This window comes from Pseudocitrobacter cyperus (genome assembly GCF_039889165.1).
In the GTDB taxonomy this organism is placed as follows: domain Bacteria; phylum Pseudomonadota; class Gammaproteobacteria; order Enterobacterales; family Enterobacteriaceae; genus Pseudocitrobacter; species Pseudocitrobacter cyperus.
This window is the reverse complement of record NZ_JAYMYY010000005.1, coordinates 111,505-126,882: the sequence shown is the minus strand read 5'-3', so window position 1 is coordinate 126,882 and position 15,378 is coordinate 111,505. Positions and strand designations below refer to the sequence as shown.

At 55.0% G+C, this 15,378-nt stretch carries 11 protein-coding genes and 1 tRNA gene; 5 read left to right on the top strand and 7 right to left on the bottom strand.

The window, feature by feature from the left end:
• Positions 1 to 6: 6 nt before the first annotated feature.
• From VSR74_RS16455 to zapB, 4 genes are all read right to left on the bottom strand, one after another.
• A complete protein-coding gene (locus VSR74_RS16455) occupies positions 7 to 1,311 on the bottom strand; it encodes an SLC13 family permease (RefSeq protein WP_347795715.1) in 1,305 nt (434 codons plus the stop codon).
• Between the two features lie 73 nt (positions 1,312 to 1,384).
• Positions 1,385 to 2,134, bottom strand: coding sequence for a CDP-diacylglycerol diphosphatase (locus tag VSR74_RS16450; RefSeq protein WP_347795714.1), 750 nt, complete (start codon positions 2,132 to 2,134; stop codon positions 1,385 to 1,387).
• Positions 2,135 to 2,235: 101 nt separating this feature from the next.
• A complete protein-coding gene (locus VSR74_RS16445; protein WP_347795713.1) occupies positions 2,236 to 3,225 on the bottom strand; it encodes a sulfate ABC transporter substrate-binding protein in 990 nt (329 codons plus the stop codon).
• A 175-nt stretch (positions 3,226 to 3,400) separates the two neighbouring features.
• Complete coding sequence (zapB, locus tag VSR74_RS16440) at positions 3,401 to 3,646, bottom strand: septal ring assembly protein ZapB (protein ID WP_347795712.1); 246 nt, start codon at positions 3,644 to 3,646, stop codon at positions 3,401 to 3,403.
• A 417-nt stretch (positions 3,647 to 4,063) separates the two neighbouring features.
• Here zapB and VSR74_RS16435 point away from each other — a divergent pair, with 417 nt between their 5' ends.
• Positions 4,064 to 4,912 carry an MIP/aquaporin family protein gene (locus VSR74_RS16435; protein ID WP_347795711.1) on the top strand — a complete coding sequence of 283 codons (849 nt, stop codon included), beginning with the start codon at positions 4,064 to 4,066 and terminating at the stop codon, positions 4,910 to 4,912.
• Between the two features lie 21 nt (positions 4,913 to 4,933).
• The gene (glpK, locus tag VSR74_RS16430; RefSeq protein WP_347795710.1) at positions 4,934 to 6,442 is read left to right on the top strand and encodes a glycerol kinase GlpK; all 1,509 of its coding nucleotides are present in this window, start codon (positions 4,934 to 4,936) and stop codon (positions 6,440 to 6,442) included.
• 43 nt (positions 6,443 to 6,485) lie between these two features.
• On the opposite strand, the gene gltS is transcribed toward glpK, so the two are convergent.
• Entirely contained in the window at positions 6,486 to 7,688 is a 1,203-nt protein-coding gene (gene gltS / locus VSR74_RS16425) for a sodium/glutamate symporter (protein ID WP_347795709.1), read from the bottom strand.
• Between the two features lie 271 nt (positions 7,689 to 7,959).
• Here gltS and VSR74_RS16420 point away from each other — a divergent pair, with 271 nt between their 5' ends.
• Both VSR74_RS16420 and VSR74_RS16415 read left to right on the top strand, forming a co-directional pair.
• Positions 7,960 to 9,351 (top strand): nucleobase:cation symporter-2 family protein, encoded by a 1,392-nt coding sequence (locus tag VSR74_RS16420; protein ID WP_347795708.1) that lies wholly within the window; start codon positions 7,960 to 7,962, stop codon positions 9,349 to 9,351.
• Between the two features lie 120 nt (positions 9,352 to 9,471).
• Positions 9,472 to 11,154 carry an AsmA family protein gene (locus tag VSR74_RS16415; RefSeq protein ID WP_347795707.1) on the top strand — a complete coding sequence of 561 codons (1,683 nt, stop codon included), beginning with the start codon at positions 9,472 to 9,474 and terminating at the stop codon, positions 11,152 to 11,154.
• A gap of 75 nt (positions 11,155 to 11,229) precedes the next feature.
• Here the strand turns inward: VSR74_RS16415 and yicI are convergent, their stop codons facing one another.
• Together yicI and VSR74_RS16405 are read right to left on the bottom strand one after the other, a co-directional pair.
• The gene (gene yicI, locus VSR74_RS16410; RefSeq protein ID WP_347795706.1) at positions 11,230 to 13,548 is read right to left on the bottom strand and encodes an alpha-xylosidase; all 2,319 of its coding nucleotides are present in this window, start codon (positions 13,546 to 13,548) and stop codon (positions 11,230 to 11,232) included.
• A gap of 11 nt (positions 13,549 to 13,559) precedes the next feature.
• On the bottom strand, positions 13,560 to 14,954 hold the full coding sequence (locus VSR74_RS16405) for a glycoside-pentoside-hexuronide family transporter (RefSeq protein WP_347795705.1): 1,395 nt from the start codon (positions 14,952 to 14,954) through the stop codon (positions 13,560 to 13,562).
• A 301-nt stretch (positions 14,955 to 15,255) separates the two neighbouring features.
• Here VSR74_RS16405 and VSR74_RS16400 point away from each other — a divergent pair.
• Positions 15,256 to 15,350, top strand: a tRNA-Sec gene (locus VSR74_RS16400).
• Positions 15,351 to 15,378 lie beyond the last annotated feature (28 nt).

Genomic DNA, 15,378 nt, shown 5'->3' with positions numbered 1-15,378 from the left:
AAAAACTCACAATTTACCCAGCACCTGATACCAAAGATAATCCAGCGGCAACAGCAGCAGATAACTCGCCGCCGCCAGGGCCAGACACAGCATCATCCCCGCCTTTGCAGGCACCTTTCCTAACGCCATCGCCACCACAATCGGCGACGCCTGATACGGCAGAAGCGGCGTGGAATACCCCAGTACCTGAATCATAATGACGCTCAACAGCGGGAAGTTTGTCGCTTCAGCAAAACTTTGCGCAAAGGTAGTGTAGAGAGCGGGCACGCCGTTGGCGGTCATTATGAAGTTGAGCGCGGTAGTGATCCCCGTCAGGGCCAGGAAACTGGTGAACGGGCGTTCAGGGTCAAGCGGCATCACGCGCAACAGCGCTTCGCCGACGGCATCGCCGATGCCCGTCTGCGTCACGGTGATAGCCAACCCGAGGATGCCAGCCACGTAGATACAGGTACGGATGTTTACTCCCGCCGAGAACTCCTCGCCGCTGATAAACCCGACACGCGGCAGTAACGTCACGCACGCCGCCGCCAGCCCTGTCCACGCCGGGCCAATGCCATGCCAACTCTCTGTCACCCACAGAGTTAACACAATCGCCAGCAGCCAGGCCAGGCGCTTCTCTGCCGCACTCATCGGCGGGGTTGCCTCAATCTCTTTTGGCGGCTGCGGTTTTCCCGGGAATAACCAGCAAATCAGCGCAATCAGCAGCGCTCCCTTCAACCAGCCGAGCACCGGCGTGTGCAGCAACAGATAGGGTAGATAGTTCAGATGAATACCCCACGCGCCCTCCGCCGCGCCGCTCATCACCAGGTTAGGGACGTTGGCGGGCAGGATAGTCGCGGAAAGCTGGAACGTGCCGAAACCGACCGCCAGCGCCAGTCCATACCATGACCGCGTGCCCTCTTTGATGCCCGCGCGCGAGGCCATCGCCGCGACTATCGGCATCAGCAGCGCGATTCGCCCCATGTTTGAGGGCATCACAAACGCCAGCGCATAACTCAGCAAGACCACGCTCGCCACCATGCGCAGCCAGGAATCGGTCAGTCTTGCCGACAGCGCCCTCGCCGCCCGGTCGGCAAGCCCCGTTTTGCGAATCGCTACGCCAAGCACAAAGCCGCTAAATACCAGCCAGAACGCCGATGAGGCAAAGCCGCCGAAAATCACCTCCGGCGGGGCGATTTTCGCCGCCATCGCGACAGTGAAGAATAAAAGCGCAGTGATAAATTCAGGCAACAGCGATGTCGCCCAGAGGATGATGGTAATGCCAACAATGAGCGATGGAAGGAAAAGAGGATGGGAAAACCAGAGCGACATACCTGACTCCTGTCGTTTTTTTCAGCAAGAATACGACGGCAGACGAGTCAGGTAAACGCCAGAACAGGTAGGGTTACTTCAGAATATCACATTGATGATCCTGAATTTCCTCGGCAGACGCGCGGTTTAGCGCCAGCAAATTGCGCTGTGTTGCCAGCAGGACAAAGCTTTCATCGCTTAATCGCACCATCGCCAGCGCATAGCTGCCCATATGATCGCGCGCGTCAGGCACCTCTTCCGCCAGCATCATGAAGGGGCTGCTTTTTACCAGTTCGCTTTCGGTTACGCGACGCGCCAGATATTCATGACCCCGCAGGCCACCGGGTAGCGGCAACCAGCGGGTGCTGATTTTCGCCATATTCTGGTCAAGCTGCATGCGAATATCGCTACGCAGGCAGGAGATATGAATATGGAAGTGGTTTTGCGTGCGGCCACTGCGCGAGTTGATTGCCAGCGATACGGCGCTATCGGGGATCTCACGGCCGTATTTCTGGCTCATAAAGCTACGCGCCTGCCAGGCCAGCCAGAAAAAATTCGCCGTATACGGCTCCAGCAGCAGCGGGCTTTCCGTACCATTAATACGATAAGTGGGCATCAGCAGATATTGCAGCGGGCCGTTGCGGTCTTTGAAAACGACATATCCGGCATCCGGGTTGACGTCAGCGCACGGCGCAGGATCCTGATGCAGTAGCTGATTGGGGAGACACTGGTCAAGCACGATGGTACGCAGCGCGTTCGGATTTCCGGCCCACTTCCACCAGGCTGCGCCCGCCGCGAGAGCAATGACGATAATTGCCAGAATGAGATAACCCGCTTTTTTCATTGTGCGTTCCCTGTAGTTCAGTGAGGGGCAAGGGTACCGCATAATCGTGACAAATAAAAAAGCCCGGTAAAATTCACCGGGCTCTTACGCTCTGAATATTATTAGCGTTTACTGATCTGGTCGAACGTACCGCCGTTAGAGAAGTGGGTCTGTTGCGCTTTCGCCCAGCCGCCAAACTCTTCGTCGATGGTGAACAGTTTCAGTTTCGGGAACGCGTTTTCATACTTCTTCGCCACTTCCGGGTCACGCGGGCGATAGAAGTTTTTCGCTGCGATCTCCTGACCTTCCGGTGAGTACAGATACTTCAGATAGGCTTCGGCAACGGCCTGAGTCCCCTTCTTATCCACCACTTTGTCGACCACAGAGACGGTTGGCTCTGCCAGAATCGACTCGCTCGGGGTAACGATTTCGAATTTATCTTTGCCCAGCTCATGAGTCGCCAGCAGCGCTTCGTTTTCCCACGCAATCAGCACATCGCCGATCCCACGTTCAACAAAGGTGTTAGTTGCGCCGCGCGCGCCGGAATCAAGCACTTCAACGTTTTTAAACAGCGATTTAACGAAATCCTGCGCTTTAGCCTGGTCGCCGTTGTTGTGGTGCAGCGCATAACCCCATGCAGCAAGGTAGTTCCAGCGCGCGCCGCCGGAGCTTTTCGGGTTCGGCGTGATGACAGATACGCCAGGCTTCACCAGGTCGTTCCAGTCATGAATCTGTTTCGGATTGCCCTTACGCACCAGGAAAACAATGGTCGAGGTGTATGGCGCGGAGTTGTCCGGCAGGCGTTTTATCCAGTTCTTATCGATGCGGCCACGTTCGGCAATCGCGTCAACGTCATAGGCCAGCGCCAGCGTTACCACATCGGCCTCGATACCGTTGATGACAGACGTCGCCTGTTTGCCGGAGCCGCCATGTGACTGACGGATCACTACATTATCGCCCGTCTCTTTTTTCCAGTGTGCGCTGAATGCTTTGTTGTACTGATCGTACAATTCGCGCGTCGGATCGTAAGACACGTTAAGTAATTGAATATCCTTAGCCAATACGCTGGTAGAAGCCAGCAAAAGAGTTAAACCCACGCCCCACTTGTTCATCGCCCGCTCTCTTCTGTTATGTCGTTGATGAGGCTAGCCTGCCAGAAAGTGGATCGAACATTAAAGAATAAAAAAAGATTGATTATGTGATTTTGAAATATAAGGCGGGAGATAGTGAGGGAGGCGACTGCCTTCCTGGCATGACGCCGGAGGAAGGCAGCAACTCAGTGGAAGATTAAACCTCTTCCATACGACCCAGCAGCGCTTGCAGACGATCCTGCCAGCCATTCTGCTGTTCTTTCAACTGGTGGTTTTCGCGTTCCAGTTCTTCACGGTTGTGCTGTGCAGACTGAACGTCCTGCGCCAGCGCATTGTTCTTCTCTTTCAGCTCTTCAATTTCCATCTGCAGCAGGGTGATGGTATCAATCGCCTGCTGAACTTTTGCTTCCAGTTTCTCAAATACTTCTAATGACATCGTCATACCTCTCCTGATCTTGCAAGGCGTTGATATCGTCCCGGGAACCCGGCGACGCCTTAACGAAAATATGCGCACTTCTGACCTTCGATTGTATGGAGCGCCGCTCCCCCTGTCCAGCGCCAGGGCACGTAGATTGCGGTTTGCAACAATTTTCAGTCAAGACCTGGAGCTTTTGCCGCATTTACCCCTTATTTGTTAACGCGGGAAAGGAATGAAATGATTCAGCTCTCTTTTTTTAGTTCCGTAAAGACACATAATTTAGCGCGAAATCGCTCATTTTATGACGCAGTACACATATCTTGATTTCGATATTTCTCGTTTATGCTCGTTAACGATAAATTAACATCATGCCTACATGGCAGCGTGGGTGTCTTCGACCACCACGACACTATAACTAACAACTGTCTTCAGGATCCGATTATGAGCCAAACCTCAACCTTAAAGGGCCAGTGCATCGCAGAGTTTCTTGGTACCGGGCTGTTGATCTTTTTCGGCGTAGGATGTGTAGCGGCATTAAAAGTCGCAGGGGCCAGCTTTGGTCAGTGGGAAATCAGTATCATCTGGGGCCTGGGCGTGGCGATGGCCATCTACCTGACCGCAGGGGTTTCCGGCGCACACCTTAACCCGGCTGTCACCATCGCGTTATGGCTATTTGCCTGCTTCGAACGCCGCAAAGTGCTCCCTTTCATTGTCTCTCAGTTTGCTGGCGCATTTTGCGCAGCGGCGTTAGTTTACGGGCTTTATTACAACCTTTTCTACGATTACGAACTGACGCACCATATGGTACGCGGTAGCGTAGAAAGTCTTGATCTTGCTGGAATATTCTCCACTTACCCGAACCCACATCTCAATTTTGTGCAGGCCTTCGCGGTAGAAATGGTGATTACGGCTATTCTGATGGGCGTGATCATGGCGTTGGGTGATGACGGCAATGGTATCCCTCGTGGCCCGCTCGCTCCGCTGCTGATTGGCCTGCTGATCGCCGTGATCGGCGCATCAATGGGGCCACTGACCGGCTTTGCGATGAACCCGGCGCGTGATATCGGGCCGAAAACCTTCGCCTGGCTGGCTGGTTGGGGCAACGTCGCCTTTACCGGCGGCAAAGATATTCCTTATTTCCTGGTGCCGATGTTCGCACCAGTGGTGGGCGCGGCGCTGGGTGCGTTCAGCTATCGCAAACTGATTGGCCGCCATTTGCCGTGTGATACCTGTGTGGTTGAAGAGAAAGAAACCACCACCGGTAGCGCTCAACACAATGCTTCGCTGTAATCTGACTATGGAACACGCATTATGACTGACAAAAAATATATCGTTGCGCTCGACCAGGGCACCACCAGTTCCCGCGCCGTGGTGATGGATCACGATGCCAATATCATCAGTGTTTCACAGCGTGAATTTGAACAAATTTATCCAAAGCCAGGCTGGGTTGAACACGATCCAATGGAAATCTGGGCGACACAAAGCTCAACGCTGGTTGAAGTGCTGGCGAAAGCCGATATTAACTCCGATCAGATTGCCGCCATCGGTATTACCAACCAGCGTGAAACCACGGTGGTATGGGAGCGTGAGACTGGCAAGCCGATTTACAACGCCATCGTCTGGCAATGCCGCCGTACAGCGGATATCTGCGAGCAGTTGAAGCGCGATGGTATGGAAGAGTATGTACGCAAAGCGACCGGCCTGGTGGTCGACCCGTACTTTTCCGGCACCAAAGTGAAGTGGATCCTCGACCACGTTGAAGGCTCTCGCGAACGTGCGAAACGTGGTGAACTGCTGTTCGGTACCGTCGATACCTGGCTTATCTGGAAAATGACCCAGGGACGCGTACACGTCACGGACTACACCAACGCTTCCCGTACCATGCTGTTCAACATCAACGAGCTGGACTGGGATGACAAAATGCTGGAAGCGCTGGACATCCCGCGCGCCATGCTGCCGGAAGTGCGCAAATCCTCCGAAGTGTATGGCCAGACTAACATCGGCGGTAAAGGCGGTACGCGTATTCCCATCGCCGGGATCGCAGGCGATCAGCAGGCGGCGCTGTTCGGCCAACTGTGCGTAAAAGAAGGGATGGCGAAAAACACCTACGGCACCGGCTGTTTTATGCTGATGAACACCGGCGAGAAAGCGGTGAAATCCGAGCACGGCCTGCTGACCACCATCGCCTGCGGCCCACGCGGCGAGGTGAACTATGCGCTGGAAGGCGCGGTGTTTATGGCGGGAGCCTCTATTCAGTGGCTGCGTGACGAGATGAAACTCATCAGCGACGCGTTCGATTCCGAATATTTCGCCACGAAAGTGAAAGACACGAACGGCGTCTACGTCGTACCAGCATTTACCGGCCTCGGCGCGCCGTACTGGGATCCGTATGCGCGTGGGGCGATTTTCGGGCTGACCCGTGGCGTAAACTCGAACCACATTATTCGTGCGACACTCGAGTCTATCGCTTATCAGACGCGTGATGTGCTGGAAGCGATGCAGGCTGACTCCGGTATTCGTTTACATGCCCTGCGCGTGGATGGCGGTGCGGTAGCCAATAACTTCCTGATGCAGTTCCAGTCCGACATTCTGGGTACCCGCGTAGAGCGCCCGGAAGTTCGGGAAGTCACCGCACTGGGCGCGGCCTATCTTGCCGGTCTGGCCGTAGGCTTCTGGCAGAATCTGGATGAGTTGCAGGAGAAAGCGGTAATTGAACGCGAGTTCCGTCCGGGTATCGAAACCACCGAGCGTAACTACCGTTACAGCGGCTGGCAGAAAGCGGTGAAACGCGCCCTGGCCTGGGAAGATCACGGCGAGTAAACCACATACTGGCGGGGGCAAGCAGGTGCCCCCGCTTCATTTATCAACTAAAGAGCGGCAGCATCAGATAGAGCTTAATCACCAGCGCGTTCACGATATCCAGGAAGAACGCACCTACCATCGGCACCACCAGGAACGCCGTATGTGACGGGCCGAAACGTTCGGTGATCGCCTGCATATTGGCAATCGCCGTTGGCGTTGCACCAAGGCCAAAACCGCAGTGACCCGCCGCCAGCACAGCAGCATCGTAGTTTTTTCCCATCATCCGATAGGTAACGAAAATTGCGTACAGCGCCATTGCAATGGTCTGAACGCCAAGAATAGCCAGCATCGGCAAGGCCAGCGACGCCAGTTCCCACAGCTTCAGGCTCATCAACGCCATTGCCAGGAACAGCGACAGGCTGACGTTTCCTAAAACAGATACGGCTCTTTCAAATACGCGATAAAAACCGACCAGTGCCAGCCCGTTACTCAGGATGACGCCGATAAACAGCACACAAACAAAGGTTGGCAATTCAAACATTGTGCCGGTTAAGAGTTGCGCCACCACACGCCCAAGCGTTAAGCAGATAGCGATTAAGGCGATGGTTTCAATCAATACCAGCGAGGTGATAACACGGCCAACGTCAGGCTTTTCAAACGCTGTCGGGATTTCCTGATCGTCCGGCGTACCATCCGGAGAGGAAGAGTGTTTCACCAGATAGCGCGCCACCGGCCCGCCAATCAGGCCGCCAAGCACTAAACCAAAAGTCGCGCAGGCCATCGCAACTTCCGTCGCATTGGCGAAACCATAACGTTCAGTGAAGAGTTTCCCCCACGCGGCTCCGGTACCGTGGCCGCCAGAAAGGGTGATCGACCCGGCCAGCAACCCCATCAATGGATCCAGCCCCAGCATTTTCGCCATACCAATGCCGATGGCATTCTGCATCAGTAGCAGCCCCACCACCACAATCAGAAACGTAGCTAATACTTTACCGCCAGCGCGCAGACTCGAAAGGTTGGCATTCAGACCGATGGTGGCGAAAAAAGCCAGCATTAATGGGTCTTTCAGACTCATATCAAAGTCGATTTCCCAGCCCATGCTCTTTTTCAGCACCAGCAGCGCCAGCGCAACCAGTAGCCCACCCGCTACAGGTTCCGGAATGGTGTATTTCTTAAAGAAAGGAACGGAATGAACCAGTTTGCGCCCCAGCAGCAGCACCAGCGTCGCCGCGACCAGCGTAGATAACGTATCGAGATGAAACATTTTTAAGCTCCTTACCAAACGCATGATTCATTCATACGCGACAAATTTCCTGCGTCGTTGAGATCTCATCTTAAGATCTGGGGACAGATTGTAATCAATAAGTGCGAAGAAATGACAGAAAAAGGTTAATCACGCATATGAACTATTTACGTGATGAATTATTGATAAAGATTAAGCTCCGGTATTTTTTTAACGCCATCACAATGCAACCGTTTGCTTTTACCAACCAGTCCGATAAAATCGCCGCTTTCCCAGCACGAGATTGCCTCTGATGTCCGCCAACACTCTTGAGTCTGAAAATGCGCAACCGGTTGCGCACACTCAAAATAGCGAGTTGATTTACCGCTTAGAAGATCGTCCACCGTTGCCGCAAACGCTGTTTGCTGCCCTGCAACACCTGCTGGCGATGTTTGTCGCGGTGATCACGCCAGCCCTGCTGATTTGCCAGGCTTTGGGTCTGCCAGCGGCCGATACTCAGCACATTATCAGCATGTCGCTATTCGCTTCCGGTGTGGCGTCAATCATCCAGATTAAAGCCTGGGGCCCGGTGGGCTCTGGCTTACTGTCAATTCAGGGCACCAGCTTCAACTTTGTTGCACCGCTGATTATGGGCGGCACGGCACTGAAAACGGGCGGTGCCGATGTGCCGACAATGATGGCGGCGCTGTTCGGCACTCTGATGCTGGCGAGCTGTACTGAGATGGTGCTTTCACGCGTGCTGCACCTGGCGCGTCGTATCATTACACCGCTGGTTTCCGGCGTGGTGGTGATGATTATTGGTCTGTCGCTGATTCAGGTCGGCCTGACATCCATTGGCGGCGGTTATGCGGCGATGAGCGATAACACCTTTGGCGCACCGAAAAATCTGCTGCTGGCGGCGGTCGTTCTGGTGCTCATTATCCTGCTCAATCGTCAGCGTAACCCATACCTGCGCATCGCCTCGCTGGTGATTGCCATGGCGGCGGGGTATCTGATGGCCTGGTTCCTGGGCATGCTGCCGGAAAATACCGCGCCGACCAACACCGACCTGATTATGATCCCAACCCCGCTCTACTACGGCCTGGGCATCGACTGGAATCTGCTGCTGCCGCTGATGCTGGTGTTTATGATCACCTCTCTGGAAACCATTGGTGATATTACGGCGACCTCTGACGTCTCTGAACAACCTGTTTCCGGCCCGGTCTATATGCGACGCCTGAAAGGCGGCGTACTGGCCAACGGCCTGAACTCATTTGTTTCAGCAGTGTTCAATACGTTCCCGAACTCCTGCTTCGGCCAGAATAATGGCGTGATTCAACTGACCGGCGTCGCCAGCCGCTATGTCGGTTTTGTGGTTGCATTGATGCTGATCGTACTGGGTCTGTTCCCGGCGGTAAGCGGCTTCGTACAACATATTCCTGAGCCAGTTCTGGGTGGCGCTACGCTTGTGATGTTCGGCACCATCGCGGCTTCCGGGGTGCGTATTGTCTCCCGCGAACCGCTGAACCGCCGTGCGATCCTGATTATCGCCCTGTCGCTGGCCATTGGTCTTGGCGTCTCCCAGCAGCCGCAGATCCTGCAATTTGCGCCAGACTGGCTGAAAAACCTGCTCTCCTCCGGTATCGCCGCAGGCGGTATCACGGCGATTGTTCTGAATCTGATTTTCCCGCCTGAGAAAGAGTAATCTCCGCGTGACAGGGGCTGCGGCCCCTGTTGCTGAAACGCAAAGACACCATTCCCGCCTTGAGCATTGCGCATAATTCGTGCATAACTGCCTTATGTGCCCTTCTCAGGATGGAAGATCATGAAATTCATTGGAAAGCTGCTTCTCTGGCTGCTCATCGCACTGTTGGTGGTTATTCTCGCCTTCTACTTCCTGCTGCAAACCCGCTGGGGCGCTCGCGAAGTCAGCGACTGGATAACGGATAACACCGATTATCAGGTGACTTTCGATGCGATGGATCACCGCTTCTCATCACCCTCTCATATCCTGTTTAAAAACGTGACCTTCGGGCGCGACGGCAAACCGGCAACGCTGGTCGCGAAAGCGGTGGATATCGGCCTGAGCACCCGCCAGATCACCGATCCGCTGCATGTCGATACCATTCTGCTGCAGGACGGAACCCTCAATCTTTCGCCTTCCAACGCGCCGCTTCCCTTTGCAGCCGATCGCCTGCAACTGAACAATATGGCATTCAACAGCCCGGAAACCGGTTGGGAGCTGAGTGCGCAACGGGTCAGCGGTAGCGTTGCGCCGTGGGTGCCAGAGGTCGGAAACGTACTGGGCAAGAAGACGCATCTTCAGGTGAACGCCGGGTCGCTGACGCTGAATGGCATCCCCAGCAGCAATGTGTCCATTGAGGGGGATATCGATAACGGCGTGGTCACGCTCAGTACGCTTGCTGCGGAGATGGCGCGCGGCTCGCTGGCCGGGAATGCCCGCCGCAACGCCGATGGTAGCTGGGTAGTAGATAATCTGCGGCTGAACGATATCCGTCTGCAAAGCGACAAAGGGCTGATCGATTTCTTCGCCCCACTCACCACGGTTCCTTCACTGCAAATTGGTCGCCTTGAGGTCGTCGATGCCCGTTTGCAAGGGCCCGACTGGGCTGTCACCGATCTCGATATGAATGTGCGCAATCTGACGCTCAGCCAGGGCGGCTGGCAAAGTACAGACGGTAAAATCACCCTCAACGCCAGCGAATTTATCTACGGTTCGCTGCATCTTCTCGACCCTATTTTCAACGGTGAACTGTCAGACCAGGGGATCGCTCTACGCCAGTTCACCAGCCGCTGGGAAGGCAGCACGGTACGCGCCTCCGGCTTCTGGTTGCGCAACGGGCAGGCGCTCACTCTGGACGATGCGTCAATCGTCGGCCTGGAGTACACCTTGCCGAAAAACTGGAAGCAACTGTGGATGGACGCGCTACCGGAGTGGCTCAACAGCGTGACCGTTAAAAAATTCAACGCCAGCCGCAACCTGGTCATCGATATCGACCCGGATTTCCCGTGGCAGGTCACGGCACTGGAAGGCAGCGCCGCTAACCTGCAACTGGTGAAAAATCGCCTGTGGGGCGTGTGGAACGGCAATGCGCAACTGAGTGCGGCGGCGGCAACGTTTAACCGTATTGATGTGAATAGCCCAACGCTTGCGCTATCGGCCAATGCTTCGACGGTAAATATCAGTGAGCTTAATGCGTACACCGGGAAAGGGATGATGAAAGCGACGGCAACGATTTCCCAGTTACCGCAACGTCAGGTGAACGTCAGCCTGGATGCCCGCGGGATACCGCTAAATACACTACATGCGTGGGGATGGCCGGAACTGCCCATCAGCGGCGACGGTAATATTCAACTGACAGCAACGGGCGCTGTGCAGGCCGATGCGCCTCTGAAACCGACGGTGAACGGGCAACTGAGTGCGGTGAATATGGCGAAGGAACAGGTCACGCAGACAATGCGGGGTGGGGAGGTAGCCGCCCCATAATTACCCGATGGCGCTACGCTTACCAGGCCTACACATGCTGTAGGCCGAATAAGTGACAGCGCCCATCCGGCGGTATTAAAGGGTAATCGTCAGCGTATTACTTTGCGCTGTCACCACCACTCCCAGTTCACTGCCCGCATGCGAACCGCCCTTGATACCGGCAATTTGCTGCACATTGCGCAGGCATAGAGTCCAGTCACGCGCGTTACCTTCACCCGTCACGGTGATGGTGCTACCCGCACGTACCGCTTTCAGGGTGAACGCCGCAGAACCATCCGTTGCCGGAACGGTACAGGCAGCCTCGCGACCATCATCCAGGCAGAAGAGCTGGAATGCCGTCTCTTCATGCCATGCATAGTTCGGTTTCTGGTTGTTGTTACCCAGCGCTAACAAGGTATTGTCTCGCACATAAACCGGCAAACTCAGGAAGTCATGCTGCTGTTTATGCCAGCGGCTGCCCGTGACTTCATCGTTGTGCCACAGGTGCGTCCAGCGGCCTTCCGGCAGATAAAACTGCACATCGCCCGCTTCCGAGAACACCGGCGCCACCAGCACGGAATCGCCGAGCATATACTGGCGATCGAGGTAGTCGCACGCCGGGTCGTCCGGAAACTCCAGCATCATCGCGCGCAGCATCGGCGTACCCTGCTCATGCGCCAGCGCAGCCTGACGATAGAGGTATGGCATCATGCGACACTTCATTTCAGTGAAGAAGCGCACCACGTCGCAGGACTCTTCGTCATACGCCCACGGCACACGGTAGGATTTGCTGCCGTGCAGGCGACTGTGGCTGGAGAAGAGGCCAAAAGCGCACCAGCGTTTGTAGACATCCGCCGGGGCGGTGTTTTCGAAACCGCCGATGTCATGGCTCCAGAAGCCGAAGCCGGAGAGGCCAATCGACAGGCCGCCGCGCAGGCTCTCCGCCATCGATTCGTAGTTGGCATAGCAGTCGCCGCCCCAGTGTACCGGGAACTGTTGCGCGCCCACGGAGGCAGAGCGGGCAAACAGCACCGCCTCTTCCTCGCCGACCGTCTCTTTCAGCACATTCCACACCAGTTCGTTGTAGATAAAAGCATAGTGGTTGTGCATTTTCTGCGGGTCAGAACCGTCGAACCACTGAACGTCGGTCGGGATGCGCTCGCCGAAATCAGTTTTAAAGCAATCAACGCCAATATCCACCAGGCCTTTCAGTTTGTCGGCATACCATTTACAGGCATCAGGATTGGTAAAATCGTAAATGGCCAGGCCCGGTTGCCATTTATCCCACTGCCATAATGACCCGTCCGGGCGTTTCAGCAGATAACCTTTTTCTTTCAGTTCCTGGAAGATCGGCGATTTTTGGCCAATATAGGGGTTGATCCACACGCAGACTTTCAACCCTTTCTCTTTCAGACGCTGAATCATGCCTTTTGGATCAGGGAAAGTGACCGGATCCCACTCGAAGTCACACCACTGGAAGGCTTTCATCCAGAAGCAGTCGAAGTGGAAGACGTGCAGCGGCAGGTTGCGCTCGGCCATGCCATCGATAAAGCTGTTCACCGTTGCTTCATCATAGTTGGTGGTAAACGAGGTGGTGAGCCAAAGGCCAAAAGACCATGCCGGAGGCAGCGCCGGGCGGCCGGTGAAACGGGTATAGCGGTTCAGCACCTCTTTCGGCGTCGGGCCGTCGATAACAAAATATTCCAGATACTCGCCTTCCACGCTGAACTGCACTTTAGAGACTTTCTCCGAACCAATCTCGAACGAGACGTTTTCCGGGTGGTTCACCAGCACCCCGTAACCGCGATTGGTAATATAGAACGGGATGTTTTTATAGGACTGCTCAGTGCTGGTGCCGCCGTCACGGTTCCAGGTTTCGACCGTCTGACCATTGCGCACCAGGGCGGTAAAGCGCTCGCCCAGGCCGTATACCGTCTCACCCACGCCGAGATCCAGGCGCTCAAACAGGTAATTTTTACCCGTGTTGCCATCCTGAACATAACCGTTGTTTTTCACCTGCGAACCGGTAATACGTACACCGTTGCGCAGAAAATCAAGCGACCAGAACTCACCTTTAGCGACTCGTACACTCAGGTTGCCGCTTTTCAGCTCGGCAAACTCAGCGGTGTTTTGAATCTCAACCTTCACGTCTTTCAGGACGTTCAGCGGATAGTGCGGGCCGTTGTTCAGCGCCCCCTGAAAGTGTTCAATACGCACACCGACCACCCCCTCCTGCGGCGCGAAGAAACGCAGTGTGAACATCGGGGTATCCAGTTGCCAGGTACGCTCGCGCACGTCGCGCGGTGCGGCATAGACCACCATCTCATTACCATGCTGCTCAACGTCGAACACCTGAAGAGGGTGGATAAGATTGAGACCCGGTTGGATCAGCCAGTTGCCATCACTGATTTTCATAGTTCGTCCTCTTAACTGTGTGATGATTTATATTCGGGAACCGGTTCAAATTCCTGCTGGTTACGGCGCGCGCCCTGTGCCAGTTCGCCCATAATTTTCAGCAGGAACGGCGTTTTCAGGGTGTAGTAACGTTTCGCAATAACAGCGCTCAGCAGATAACAAATCGCAGGAACAATGGTGAACAGGGCAATAATGATGCTGATGGTGGCGCTGTTCTGGGCTTTCGCCGCTGCGTCGTAGCCGCCGCCTGCCAGCATCCAGCCAATCATCGCGCCGCCCAATGCCAGGCCCAGCTTCAGCACGAACAAGGTGCCTGCGAAGCTGATCCCCGTGAGACGTTTGCCGTTGCACCATTCGCCATAATCGACGGTGTCGGACATCATCACCCACTGAATCGGCGTCACCAGTTGGTGCAGGACACCAATCACGAAGATAAAGCCAAACATCAGCAGGCTGGCATTCATCGGCACAAAGAACATCGTCAGGCTCAGCACCGCCAGAATGGCGTTAGTCCACCAGAAGACGCTGACTTTGCATTTCCAGTCGGTAAGCGGTTTGGCCATCGCGGAACCAATCAGGTTGCCGACGCAATAGGTGGTCAGGAATGCGGTAAACAGCGCCGGAGAACCCATAATCCAGGTGACGTAATACATCATCGCGCCACCGCGCACGCAGACGGCGAGGATGTTAAGAATGGTGAGCAGACCGACAATACGCCACTGGTCGTTGCGCCAGATATCACGCAGATCTTCACGCATACCGGTGGTGCTCGGCGGCACCTGAATGCGCTCTTTGGTGGTAAAGAAACAGAATGCCAGCATCAGGAACGCGATCACCGACAGCACGGCAATCCCGCCCTGAAAGCCCAGCGCTTTATCGTCACCGCCGATCAGATTAACCAACGGCATCATCAATACGGTGGAGAGCATGCCGCCCGCCGTCGCCAGCACAAAGCGCCAGGATTGCAGCGAGATACGTTGCGTCGGGTCATTGGTAATAACCCCGCCCAGCGCGCAGTAAGGTATATTCACCACGGTATAGAGCAGGGTCAACAGCGTGTAGGTGATGGCGGCATAAATCATTTTACCGTTCAGGCTGAGGTCTGGCGTGCTGTAGGCCAGCACACACACCACACCAAACGGCAGCGCGCCAAACAGCACCCACGGGCGGAATTTACCCCAGCGGCTGCGGGTACGGTCGGCCAGCAGGCCCATGCAAGGGTCGGAAATGGCATCCAGCGCGCGCGCCAGCAGGAACATGGTGCCAACAAAGCCGGCGGGAATACCGAAAATATCGGTGTAAAAAAACATCATGTACAACATGACGTTATCAAAAATGATATGGCTGGCGGCGTCGCCCATGCCATAGCCAATCTTCTCTTTGACGGATAACACTTCGCTCTTCATGCAGAAATCCTCCCTGGGCCGACATCACGCTGGTGCCAATTACCTTTTTTGTAAACCATCCACCGGAGAAGATGTATTCCAATATCTCGTTATCAAATTACGTTTCTTAATTTCTGTGATCCCGGTAGGCCTCGACAGTGTGTCGAAGTGTAACTTACGGATTTAATGGGGTTTTGTTCTGACAGGATGTTATGTGTGAGTGATACGTGCCAAATGGATCTAAAAAAGGTTCATTAAAAGATGTGGTAAATGCCTGAAAGTAGCTATAATGCGCCCCGCCTCCATGTAGCAATCGAGGCGCGGAAGATCGTCATCTCCGGTGAGGTGGCTGGACTTCAAATCCAGTTGGGGCCGCCAGCGGTCCCGGGCAGGTTCGACTCCTGTGATCTTCCGCCAATTCCCTTCTCCCGGACTCTCCCTAAGT

Coding starts and splice junctions, on each gene's coding strand:
- VSR74_RS16455 (WP_347795715.1), bottom strand. CDS start 1,311: ATGTCGCTCTGGTTTTCCCATCCTCTTTTCCTTCCATCGCTCATTGTT.
- VSR74_RS16450 (WP_347795714.1), bottom strand. CDS start 2,134: ATGAAAAAAGCGGGTTATCTCATTCTGGCAATTATCGTCATTGCTCTC.
- VSR74_RS16445 (WP_347795713.1), bottom strand. CDS start 3,225: ATGAACAAGTGGGGCGTGGGTTTAACTCTTTTGCTGGCTTCTACCAGC.
- zapB (WP_347795712.1), bottom strand. CDS start 3,646: ATGACGATGTCATTAGAAGTATTTGAGAAACTGGAAGCAAAAGTTCAG.
- VSR74_RS16435 (WP_347795711.1), top strand. CDS start 4,064: ATGAGCCAAACCTCAACCTTAAAGGGCCAGTGCATCGCAGAGTTTCTT.
- glpK (WP_347795710.1), top strand. CDS start 4,934: ATGACTGACAAAAAATATATCGTTGCGCTCGACCAGGGCACCACCAGT.
- gltS (WP_347795709.1), bottom strand. CDS start 7,688: ATGTTTCATCTCGATACGTTATCTACGCTGGTCGCGGCGACGCTGGTG.
- VSR74_RS16420 (WP_347795708.1), top strand. CDS start 7,960: ATGTCCGCCAACACTCTTGAGTCTGAAAATGCGCAACCGGTTGCGCAC.
- VSR74_RS16415 (WP_347795707.1), top strand. CDS start 9,472: ATGAAATTCATTGGAAAGCTGCTTCTCTGGCTGCTCATCGCACTGTTG.
- yicI (WP_347795706.1), bottom strand. CDS start 13,548: ATGAAAATCAGTGATGGCAACTGGCTGATCCAACCGGGTCTCAATCTT.
- VSR74_RS16405 (WP_347795705.1), bottom strand. CDS start 14,954: ATGAAGAGCGAAGTGTTATCCGTCAAAGAGAAGATTGGCTATGGCATG.